General features: G+C 71.8%; 3 protein-coding genes. All 3 read left to right on the plus strand.

Annotated elements, in window-relative coordinates; genetic code table 11:
- Positions 1 to 19: 19 nt before the first annotated feature.
- The 3 genes from rpoC to EDD26_RS06790 all read left to right on the plus strand — a co-directional run bounded on the left by rpoC (position 20) and on the right by EDD26_RS06790 (position 12,021).
- Entirely contained in the window at positions 20 to 3,907 is a 3,888-nt protein-coding gene (rpoC, locus tag EDD26_RS06780; RefSeq protein WP_123697011.1) for a DNA-directed RNA polymerase subunit beta', read from the plus strand.
- A gap of 168 nt (positions 3,908 to 4,075) precedes the next feature.
- A complete protein-coding gene (locus tag EDD26_RS06785; protein WP_123697012.1) occupies positions 4,076 to 5,731 on the plus strand; it encodes a hypothetical protein in 1,656 nt (551 codons plus the stop codon).
- Positions 5,732 to 5,904: 173 nt separating this feature from the next.
- Entirely contained in the window at positions 5,905 to 12,021 is a 6,117-nt protein-coding gene (locus tag EDD26_RS06790) for an Ig-like domain-containing protein (RefSeq protein ID WP_123697013.1), read from the plus strand.
- The last annotated feature ends 10 nt before the right edge of the window (positions 12,022 to 12,031 follow it).

The following is a 12,031-nucleotide window of genomic DNA, read 5'->3' on the forward strand; positions in this document are numbered from 1 at the left end:
CAGACAAGAGGGAATTGCATTGATCGACGCAACCACGTTCGATGAACTGCGGATCGGCCTGGCCACGGCCGACCACATCCGTGCCTGGTCCTACGGCGAGGTCAAGAAGCCGGAGACCATCAACTACCGCACGCTGAAGCCGGAGAAGGACGGCCTGTTCGGCGAGCAGATCTTCGGCCCGTCGCGCGACTGGGAGTGCGCGTGCGGCAAGTACAAGCGCGTGCGCTTCAAGGGCATCGTCTGCGAGCGATGCGGCGTCGAGGTCACGAAGTCGTCGGTGCGCCGCGAGCGCATGGGCCACATCGAGCTCGCCGCGCCCGTCACGCACATCTGGTACTTCAAGGGCGTGCCGAGCCGCCTCGGCTACCTGCTGGACATGGCGCCGAAGGACCTCGAGAAGGTCATCTACTTCGCCGCGTACATGATCATCCGGGTGGACGCGGATGCTCGTCACGAGCGCCTGCCCCAGCTGGAGCAGGAGCTGCGCCTCAAGACGGGCGAGATCGAGAAGCGCCGTGACGCCGACATCGCCGAGCGCCTCGCGCAGCTGGAGACGGACGTCGCCCAGCTCGAGGAGGAGGGCGCCAAGGCCGACCAGAAGCGCAAGGTCCGCGACGCCGGTGAGCGCGAGATGGCGCAGCTGCGCAAGATCGCCGACGACCAGATCGCCCACCTCGAGCGGGTCTTCGACGACTTCCGCTCGCTGAAGGTCGGCGACCTCAAGGCGGAGGACGCGGTCTACCACGACCTCGTCGACCTCTACGGCGAGTTCTTCGACGGCCACATGGGCGCGGAGGCCATCAAGCTCCGCCTCCTGGCGTTCGACCTGGCAGCCGAGTCCGAGGACCTGCACAAGCAGATCGCCGAGGGCAAGGGCCAGCGCAAGATCCGCGCGATCAAGCGCCTCAAGGTCGTGAACTCGTTCCTGCAGACGGGCAACAGCCCGGCCGCGATGGTGCTCGACGTCGTCCCGGTCATCCCGCCGGAGCTGCGCCCGATGGTGCAGCTCGACGGTGGCCGCTTCGCGACGAGCGACCTGAACGACCTCTACCGCCGCGTCATCAACCGCAACAACCGACTCCGCCGCCTGCTCGACCTCGGTGCTCCCGAGATCATCGTGAACAACGAGAAGCGCATGCTGCAGGAGGCGGTCGACGCCCTGTTCGACAACGGCCGCCGCGGCCGTCCCGTCACGGGCACCGGCAACCGCGCGCTGAAGTCGCTCTCCGACATGCTCAAGGGCAAGCAGGGCCGGTTCCGCCAGAACCTGCTCGGCAAGCGCGTCGACTACTCGGGCCGCTCGGTCATCGTGGTCGGCCCGCAGCTGCAGCTGCACCAGTGCGGCCTGCCGAAGCAGATGGCGCTCGAGCTGTTCAAGCCGTTCGTCATCAAGCGCCTCATCGACCTGGGCCACTCGCAGAACATCAAGCACGCGAAGCGCATGGTCGAGCGGTCGAAGCCGCAGGTCTGGGACGTGCTCGAGGAGATCATCCGCGAGCGCCCCGTGCTGCTGAACCGCGCGCCCACGCTGCACCGCCTCGGCATCCAGGCCTTCGAGCCGCTGCTCGTCGAGGGCAAGGCCATCCAGCTGCACCCGCTCGTGTGCTCGGCGTTCAACGCCGACTTCGACGGCGACCAGATGGCTGTTCACCTGCCGCTGTCGGTCGAGGCGCAGGCCGAGGCCCGCGTGCTCATGCTCGCGTCGAACAACATCCTGAAGCCGTCCGACGGCCGTCCGGTGACCCTGCCGACCCACGAGATCGTCTCGGGCCTGCACCACCTGACGACCCTCAAGCCGGAGGGTGTCGGCAAGGGCCGTGCGTTCTCGTCGGTCGCCGAGGCGATCATGGCGATGGACCAGCACTCGCTCGACCTGGGTGCACCCGTGCGGATCCGTCTGCACGGTCTGGTCTTCCGCGACCAGGACCGCCCCGAGGGCTTCGTCGACGGCGAGCCGTTCCTGCACGAGACGACCCTGGGTCGCGCTCTCTTCAACGAGCTGCTGCCCGCGGACTTCCCGTTCGTGGCGGAGGTCGCGGCGAAGCCGGTCATCTCGCTCATCGTGAACGCGCTCGCAGAGCGCTACCCGAAGACCGTGGTGGCGGCGACGCTCGACAAGATCAAGGACGCCGGCTTCTACTGGGCCACGCGCTCCGGCATCACCGTCGCGCTCTCGGACGTCATCACGCCGGCCCGCAAGGGCGAGATCGTGGCGGCCGCCGAGGCCTCGGCGAGCAATGTCCAGGGCAAGTTCGAGAAGGGCCTCATCACCGACTCGGAGCGTCGCACCGACCTCACCGAGCTGTGGACCAAGGCCACGAACGAGGTGCAGAAGGCCACGCAGGAGGCGTTCGACGAGAACAACTCCATCTACCGCATGGTCACCGCCGGCGCGAACGGCAACTGGATCCAGGTGCGCAACATCACCGGCATGCGCGGTCTCGTGACCAACCCGAAGGGCGAGGTCATCCCGCGTCCGATCATCTCCTCGTACCGCGAGGGCCTGACCGTGGCGGAGTACTTCATCGCCACGCACGGTGCCCGCAAGGGCTCGGCCGACACGGCGCTCCGCACGGCCGACTCGGGCTACCTGACGCGTCGCCTCGTCGACGTGTCGCAGGACGTCATCATCCGTGAGGACGACTGCGGCACCGAGCGCGGCCTCGAGGTGCCGATCGCCGAGGTCATCGACGGCCAGCTGACGCTGCACGAGAACGTGGAGTCCGCGGTCTACGCCCGCAACCTCGCGGTCGACGTGGTGGCGTCGGACGGCACCGTGCTCGCCACGGGCGGCTCCGACATCGGCGACCGCGAGATCCGCGCGTTCGTCGAGGCCGGCATCGAGCAGGTCAAGGTCCGCTCGGTCCTGACGTGCGAGTCCGCGGTCGGCGTCTGCGCCCACTGCTACGGCCGCTCGCTCGCGACCGGCAAGCTCGTGGACATCGGCGAGGCGGTCGGCATCATCGCCGCCCAGTCGATCGGCGAGCCCGGCACGCAGCTCACGATGCGCACGTTCCACACCGGCGGCTCCGTCGGCGCGAGCGACATCACGCAGGGTCTGCCCCGCGTGACGGAGCTCTTCGAGGCTCGCACCCCGAAGAACTCGTCGCCCATCGCCGAGGCCGCGGGTCGTGTGCGCATCGAGGAGGACGAGAAGTCGAAGCGCATCGTGCTCACGCCCGATGACGGCGACGAGGAGTTCGCCTACCCGGTGCTCCGCCGCGCGACCCTCGAGGTCGCCGACGGCGACCGCGTCGAGCAGGGCCAGCAGCTGCAGGTCGGCTCGGTGGACCCCAAGGAGGTGCTGCGCGTGCGCGGCGTCCGCGAGGTGCAGAAGCACCTGGTCTCGGGCGTCCAGGACGTGTACCGCTCGCAGGGTGTGCCGATCCACGACAAGCACATCGAGGTCATCGTCCGCCAGATGCTCCGCAAGGTCACGGTCGTCGACCACGGCGAGACGAGCCTGCTGCCCGGTGAGCTGGTCGACCGCTCGAAGTACAACGAGATCAACCGTGCCGCGCTGACCGAGGGCCTCAAGACCGCCTCGGCGCGCCAGGAGGTCATGGGCATCACGAAGGCGTCGCTCGCGACGGAGTCGTGGCTCTCGGCCGCCTCCTTCCAGGAGACGACCAAGGTGCTCACCGAGGCGGCTCTGGCCGGCAAGCGCGACCCGCTGCTCGGCCTCAAGGAGAACGTCATCATCGGCAAGCTCATCCCCGCGGGCACCGGCCTGTCGCGCTACCGCGACGTCACGGTCGAGGCCACCGAGGAGGCGAAGGCGGAGCGGTACCCGAACCGCCTGTTCGCCGACGCGGGCAGCGTCGACGAGGCCGACCTCTCGTACCTCGACTTCGACGCCTTCACCGGCGGCGAGCTCGGCGAGCAGGAGCCGGGGCAGTACGTCTAGGCAGCACCGCACGACCTGAGGTCAGCGAAGGGCCGCACCCGCGAGGGTGCGGCCCTTCCGCGTGCCGCCAATCGCGTCCCCCGGCGGTGCGCCGCCAGCCGACGCCGCCGACGTCCCCCTACAATCGGCCGACGACGCGGCACCGTGCCGCCGCAGGAGGTAGGACCCATGAGCGACGAGCAGCCGACGTCCTGGCGCGACCGCTTCTTCGGCAGCGGCCGTGCGCCCGAGCGGGCGACGGAGCCCACGGGCCAGGATGCTCAGTCCGGTCACAGGGCAGACCCGTCCGGTCACGGGGCAGACTCGGCCGGTCACGCGGCCGACCCCGGGCACGACGACGCGCCCGCCGAGGACACCAGCACGCAGCCGCTCCGCTCCGCGGACGGCGGGCCGCACGACGCCGAGATCGCGTCGACCTCGGTCGACGAGCACGACGACCACCAGCCGCTCGTCGAGCACCAGGGCGACGCGCGCTCCGCCGACAGCTCCATCGAGCCCACCGTCATCGCGCCGTCGACCCTCCGCGGACCGTCGCACTCGGCGGCCCACCCCGACGACACCGCACGCGTCGAGCCGCAGAGCGATGCGGCGACGAGCTCGCTCGAGCGTCCGGAGATCGCGCAGGTCCATCACGCGGACGAGCCGAGCGCCGACGTCACGCACGCCGAGGACGCGCCCACCGAGGCCATCGCGACCGATCCTGTCGCCACCGAGCCTCCCGCGCTCGTGGAGCCGCGCCGCCCCTCCTTCGGGCTGCGCCGCCAGAGCGGCCACGATGGCGACGCCGGTCTCGGCGCGACCGAGCACGGCGCGATCGACCACGAGGCCGCTGACCACGACGCCACCGACCACGACGCCACCGGCCGCGACACCACCGACCACGACGCCACCGACCACGACGCCACCGACCCCGCTGCCGTCGCCTCGCTCGCAGGCCTCGCCGCCGCGGGCGGCGCAGCCGCAGGAGGCGCGACGGCGGCCCGACCGCGCGAGGAGCGCGAGTTCGTCGAGCCGGAGCCGACGCAGGCCATCGACCAGCAGCCGCACCACGGGCGGCTCGGCGACCGCAGCGACGACGCCACGCGCCCCATCGGCACGCGAGGCACCGACGACGCGGACGCGGGCGACACCCGCGTGCTCGAGGCGCAGGAGCCCGCCACCGAGACGCGCCCGCAGCGCTTCGGCATCGTGCGCGACGACACGCCCCCCGCGCTCGGCGCCGACGACGGCACCGTCGCGGCCCCTGCGGCCGCAGGGACGCCGGTCGTGCTCGTCGAGGAGCCCGTGCCGCCGCGCCGGAAGGGCGCGCGCGCCGTCGGCTTCGCGGTCGCGCTGCTCGCCACGCTCATCTTCGCGATCCTGTTCGCGGCCGCCTTCTTCGCCGTGGGCTACCTCTTCGACCGCGAGTTCGACGTGACCGAGACGCTGCAGACGGTCTGGCTGCTGCCCTCGTACCTGCTGCCGGTCATCGTGTTCTTCCTCGCCTACTGGCTGCTGACGCTCATCGTGAACCGCGCCGGCTGGTGGGCGCACGTGCTCGGCGGCTTCATCGTGGCGCTGCTCGTCTACGTCGCGCACCTGGCGGGCGCCTACATGGAGACGCAGGGCGGCTGGGCGGGCTACACCGCGCTGCCCGGCATCGACGCGCGGGCGCTCAGCGAGCTCCTGCTCGCCCCGCTCTCGGTGCTGGCGTTCGTGCTGGCGCGCGAGGTGCCGATCTGGGTCGGCGGCATCGTCGCCCGGCGCGGCCGCAAGGCCCGCGAGCACAACCGCCAGGCCATGGACGACTTCAACGCGGAGAACGCCGACCGGCTCTCGCGCTGAGCCGCTCGCGGGAGGCGATCCCGCCCTCGCGACCGCTTCCGGGTGCAAGAGCCGCAGAAGTTCGTGGCCCGCATCGATGCTGAGGACACCTCTTGTCTGACAGACTGAGCGCGAGCCTGTGCGCGCCCTAGCGCCGGCTCTGGATCTCGGGTCACGGCGAGAGGGAGAGCAGCTTGCTCCGGTGGGTCACGCGCCATCGCAAGTCGACGGCCGCCGGTGCGCTCGTCACGGCGGTCTCCGTCGCGCTCGGCATCCTCGCCTTCACGTATGACGGCTTCACGACGACCGACGTCGACCTCAACGACGGCGGCGTCTGGGTCACGAAGCAGGACTCCCAGCAGCTCGGCCGCATCAACGTGCAGGCGGAGGAGCTCGACGCCGGCCTGATCTCGCCGACCGCCGACTTCGACGTGCTGCAGGACGACGCCGCGGTCCTCCTCCACAACCGCGAGGCGTCGTCGGTCATGATCGTCGACCCGGTGCAGGTCGTCACCGGTGCGGTCGTGCAGCTGCCGCCGCAGGGCGAGATCGCGCTGAACGGCGGCACCGTCGTCATCGTCGACCCGGCCGACGGCGACCTGTGGGCGATGCCCTTCGCCGACATCGGCGGCTACTCGGCCGAGAGCACCGAGCCGCTGCTCGAGCTCGGCGAGGGCGCGGCCGCGACCGTCGACCGCGACGGCACCGTGCACGCGGTCTCGCCGCGCGACGGCCAGCAGCTGTCGATCGCCGTGCTCGAGGAGGGCGGCCTCGGCGAGCCGACCGTGCGCGATCGCGGCGAGCTCGCCGGCATGCAGAACCCGGTCGTCAGCGCCGTCGGCGGCGAGCCGGTCGTGCTCGACACCGCCACCTCGACGCTCCTCGTGCCGGGCGGCGCCGTCGAGGCGCCCGCGGACGCGGCGGTGCAGCTCGTCGGCGACGCCTCCGACCGCGTGATCCTCGCGACGCCGACGTCGCTCATCCGCCAGCCGCTCGGCGGCGGCGAGGCCGAGGTGCAGCAGCGCCAGGGCGGCGGCGAGGCCGTCGAGCCCGTGCAGCTCGGCGGCTGCGTCTACGCGGTGTGGCCGGGCAGCTCCGCCTTCCTGCGCGACTGCGCGGACGACGCGCGCGACCTCGACCAGCCGGTCGACGGCATGGACGGCTCCCCGGTCGCGTTCCGCATCAACCGCGACCAGGTGGTGCTCAACCAGTTCGTGCAGGGCAACTCCTGGCTGCTCGCCGACACCCTCGTGCTCGTCGACAACTGGCAGGACCTCGTGCCGCCGCAGTCCGAGGAGCAGAGCGACGAGGAGGACTCCGAGTCGACCGAGGACCTGCTCACGAACCAGCCGCCGCCCATCAACGAGGAGAACACCGACCCGATCGCGAACGACGACGACTTCGGCGCGCGCACGGGTCGCTCGACGATGCTGCCGGTGCTCTGGAACGACTCCGACCCGGACGGCGACGTGCTCACCGCGCGCGTGGTCGGCGAGCTGCCCGCCGGCGTGCAGATCGCGCCGGTCGCCAACGACTCGCAGCTGCAGGTCGAGCTGCCCGCCGACTTCGCGCCGGCCTCGTTCACGGTCGACTACCGGGTCGCCGACGGCCGCGGCGGCGAGGACGACGGACGGGTGACCGTGCGCGTGCGCGGCGAGGGCGAGAACTCGGTGCCCGAGCCGATGCGCGAGCAGGCGTTCGCGGTCGAGCAGGGCGGCGAGTACGAGTACCAGGTGCTGAGCGAGTGGGTCGACCCCGACGGCGACGACATGTACCTCCGCGGTGCCACGACCGACTCGGGCGACACGATCCAGACGGATCCGTCGGGTCGCCTCATCTACACCGCGACGGGCGAGGTGGGCATCCAGACCGTCGTCGTCACGGTCTCGGACGGGCGCGCGGACACGACCGCCGAGATCCTCGTCGACGTGCGCGAGCGCGGCGATGCCCCGCCGCTCGCGAACGCGGACTTCGTCTCGACCGTCGAGGGCCGCGAGGCGACGGCGCGGCCGCTCCTCAACGACTTCTCGCCGTCGGGCAGGCCGCTCCGCCTCGCCTCGGTCGAGCCGAACCAGAGCCTCGAGACGACCGTCGACCTCGACTCCGGCACGATCCGCGTCACCGGCGGCCCGGTGGGCAGCCACTACCTCACCTACCTCGTCGCCGACGGCGCGCTCTCGAGCACGGGCCGCATCCGCGTCGACATCCGCACGCCCGACGACGAGGCTCGGCCCGTCGCGGTGCGCGACACCGCGCTGCTGCCGCAGCAGGGCTCGACGCTCGTCGACCTGCTCGCGAACGACGTCGACCCGGCGGGCGGCGTGCTCGTCGTGCAGCAGTTCACGATCGAGAGCGCCGCGCCCGTCACCGTCGAGCTGCGCGACCGGCGCATCCTCAGCATCGTCGACAACCGGCTCGAGGCGCCGTTCCAGCTCACCTACACGGTGTCGAACGGCCGCTTCTCCGAGATCGGCACCGTCGAGGTGATCCCGGTGACGCCGCCCACCCAGCCGCGACCGCCCAAGGCCGTCGACGACCAGGCGACGGTGCGCGCCGGCGACTACGCGACCGTCGACGTGACCGGCAACGACTTCTCGCCCGACGGCACGCCGTTCACGATCGAGCGCATCGTCGAGACGAGCTTCGCGAGCGAGGAGGAGGGCGTCGCGTTCCTCTCGGAGGGCAAGCTGCGCGTCCACGCGCTCGAGGGCGCGCCCACCCGGGCGACGGTGACGTACGAGATCGCCGACGGCTTCGGCAACCGCGACTCCGCGACCGTCGCGATCACCATCGTGCCGCGGGAGGCCGAGCAGAACACGCCGCCCGCGCCCGAGACGGTGACGTCGCGCGTGCTCGCCGGCTCGACCGTGCGCATCCCGATCCCGCTCGACGGCATCGACCCGGACGGCGACGGCGTCGAGCTGGTCGGCTACGACACGGCGCCCGAGGGCGGCCTGATCCTGCGCACGATCGGTCCGGACTACTTCGACTTCGAGGCGTTCCCGGGCAGCGCCGGCACGGTGGAGTTCACCTACCGGGTGCGCGACCGGTGGGGCGCCGACGGCACCGCGACCGTCGTGATCGGCATCGCGCAGGCCGCGGACGTCAACCAGACGCCCTTCGCGCAGCCCGACCTCGTGACCGTCCGCCCCGACCGCGCCGTGGCGATCGCCGTCCTCGAGAACGACTCCGACCCCGACCAGGACGCGCTCTCGCTGCAGTCCGACCGGCTCGAGCTGCCGACCGAGCTCGAGGGCGCCGTCGTGAACGGCGAGCGCAGCACCGTCGACCTGCGCTCGCCGTCGGAGCCGGGCGTCTACCAGTTCACCTACGGCGTCGTCGACGCGCGCGGCGCGTCGACGACCGGCACCGTCATGCTCACGGTCGCCGAGGATGCCGAGCTGCAGCCGCCGGTCGCCCGCGACGACCCGCTGCCGCGCGACGACCTCGAGGTCGACGTGCCGCTCGACGTGCCGGTGCTCGAGAACGACCTCGACGCGGACGGCGACCCGAGCGACCTCGAGCTCTCGGTCGTGACCGGCCCCGGCCGCGTCGTCGGCGACACGATCCAGGTCACGCCGAGCGACGCCTTCCAGGTCGTCACCTACCGCGCGACCGACCTCGACGGGCTGACGGCGGAGGCGTTCGTCTCGGTGCCGCCCGTGCGTGACCGCGCACCGTTCCTCGCCTCCGCGGAGCCCGTGCAGGTCGGCTCCGGCATCGAGCTCCAGATGGAGCTGCGCGAGTACGTCACCGTCTCGACCACGAACACGCCGCGCATCACGACCGGCGAGAAGGTCACGGCGGTCAACAGCGACGGCGGCGGCCTGATCGTCGACAACGACACGCTGCGCTTCCAGTCGCCCGCGGGCTACGTCGGCCCGGCGTCGATCACGTTCGAGGTGACCGACGGCACCGGGCCCGACAACGGCAACCTCGCGACCCTGACGATCCCGATCGAGGTCGTGCCGTCGAGCGTCGTGCCGCCCACCTTCGCGGGCGCCGTCGTGCGCGCCGAGGCCGGCGAGGGTGCCGCGACGTTCGACCTGCGCGACGCCACGTCCGATCCCGACCCCGGCGACCTCGAGGCGATGCGGTTCGAGTCGCGCGGCGGCTCGATGGCCGGCGTCGTGACCTCGCTCTCGGACGACGGCGTGTTCTCGGCGACGGCCGAGGTCAACACGCCGCCCGGTGCGAGCGGCTCCTTCCAGATCGTCGTCATCGATCCGCACGGCAACGAGGCGCCCGGCACGGTCGTCGTCGAGGTCGTCGCGACGAACCGGCCGCTCGCGCAGGCCCGCCCCGACTCCGGCGAGGCCACGGCGAGCATCCCGCTCACCACCGACGTGATCGCGAACGACTTCAACCCGTACCAGAACGAGGGGCGGCCGCTCCGCGTCATCTCGGCGGAGATCGTCGCGGGCGACGGCGCGGTGTCGAACACCGACCGCGAGGTCACGGTCACCCCCGGCACCGACTTCTCGGGCGTGCTCACGGTCCGGTACACCGTCGAGGACGCGACCGAGCGCATCGAGCGCCAGGTGTCGGGCACGCTCACGCTCAACGTGAAGGCGCGCCCCGACGCGCCGCCGCGCCCGAACGTCGACGCGGTCGGCGACTCGGAGGTCACCCTCACCTGGGCGCCGCCGTCCGCGAACGGTGCGCCGATCACCGGCTACGTCGTGCGCTCGACCGACGGCGCGATCAGCTTCCCGTGCTCGGCCACGACGTGCACCATCACGGGGCTCGTGAACAACACGACCTACACGTTCCAGGTCGTCGCGCAGAACGAGGTCGGCGACTCCGACCCGTCGGCGGCCTCGAACGAGGCGCGACCCGACGTGCGGCCCGAGCAGCCCGCGCCGCCGAGCGTCGTCCGCGGCGACACGCAGGTGCTGCTGTCGTGGGAGCCGCCGGTGAACCGCGGCTCGCCCATCCAGAGCTACACCGTCGAGATCTCGCCCCCCGCGCCCGGTGGCGTCGTGCAGCAGCAGGCGGCAGGCACCAGCCACACGTGGACGGGGCTCACGAACGGCGTCGCCTACCAGTTCCGCATCCAGGCGGTGAACCTCGCCGACGAGCCGAGCGACTTCTCCGCGTACTCGCAGTCGGTCACGCCGGCCGGCCCGCCGATGCAGGTGCAGGGCGTCAGCGCGACCCCCAACCGCGACGTGCCGGGCGAGGTGCAGATGCGCGTGCAGTGGACGGCGCCGGATGCGAACGGTGCACCGATCACCGGCTACACCGTGACGCCCTCGAACGGCGCGGCAGCGGCGCAGGTCACCGGCACGACCGCGAGCTTCCGCTTCGACGCGACGGGCGAGAACGTGACGTTCACCGTGACGGCGACGAACGACGCGGGCACGAGCCAGCCCTCGGCGCCCTCCGCGCCCGTGCGCGTGTTCACCGCGCCCGCGGCGCCGTCGAACGTCGCCGCGACCGAGGGCGACACGAACTCGAACGTGACCTTCACCCCCGGGAGCACGAACGGCGCCCGCGAGAACGAGGTGCAGTACCAGGTGAGCGTCAACGGGGGCGGCTGGCAGCCGATCGCTGCGGGCGGCGGCGTGGTCGGCGGGCTCGGGAACAACGGCGGACCGTACTCGTTCGTCGTCCGCGCCGTGACGACCATCGACGGCCAGCAGTACGCCGGCGCCTCGTCATCGTCGTCCAACGCGGTCCGGCCCTACGGGGCGATCGGCGCGCCGAGCGCGAGCGGCACCGGGCAGGTGGAGCAGGTCACGTTCACGTGGTCCGCGCCGGCCCGCAACGGCCGCGACATCTCGACGCGCATCCGCATCGGCAACGGCAGCTGGCAGGGCGTCGCGAACAACGGCACCCAGTCCGCGTCGGCGAACGGCGGCCAGACCGTCACCATCACCGTCGAGACCACCACCGGTGCGCCCGAAGCCGGGCACGGCGCGCAGACCACCACCGCGACCGCCCAGGCGACCGCGGAGCGACGGCTGAGCCCGTCGATCACCCTCTCGAAGGGCGATGCCGCCTACCCGGGCGACTGTCAGGGCGCCAACGGCGAGCAGTGCCGCTTCTTCCAGCTGAACTGGAACGAGCTGCGCCCCGGCACGTACCAGTTCGCGTGCCACAACACCGGCTCGAGCAACGGTGACGGCAACGCGTTCGAGAGCGGCAACGTCGCGATCGGCGGCCTCAGCGGCTCGACGCAGTTCGAGCCGAACGGTGAGCGCCTCTGCTACTCCGGCTTCGCCGGGCAGGCGTACATGTACGTCTGGGGCGGACCCGACAACATCGCCCACGGCAACCTCCGAACCCCGAACGTGCGCTGGCCCTGATGCGCATCGA

Origin of the sequence: Agrococcus jenensis (genome assembly GCF_003752465.1) — a bacterium.
In the GTDB taxonomy this organism is placed as follows: domain Bacteria; phylum Actinomycetota; class Actinomycetes; order Actinomycetales; family Microbacteriaceae; genus Agrococcus; species Agrococcus jenensis.

Coding starts and splice junctions, on each gene's coding strand:
- EDD26_RS06785 (WP_123697012.1), top strand. CDS start 4,076: ATGAGCGACGAGCAGCCGACGTCCTGGCGCGACCGCTTCTTCGGCAGC.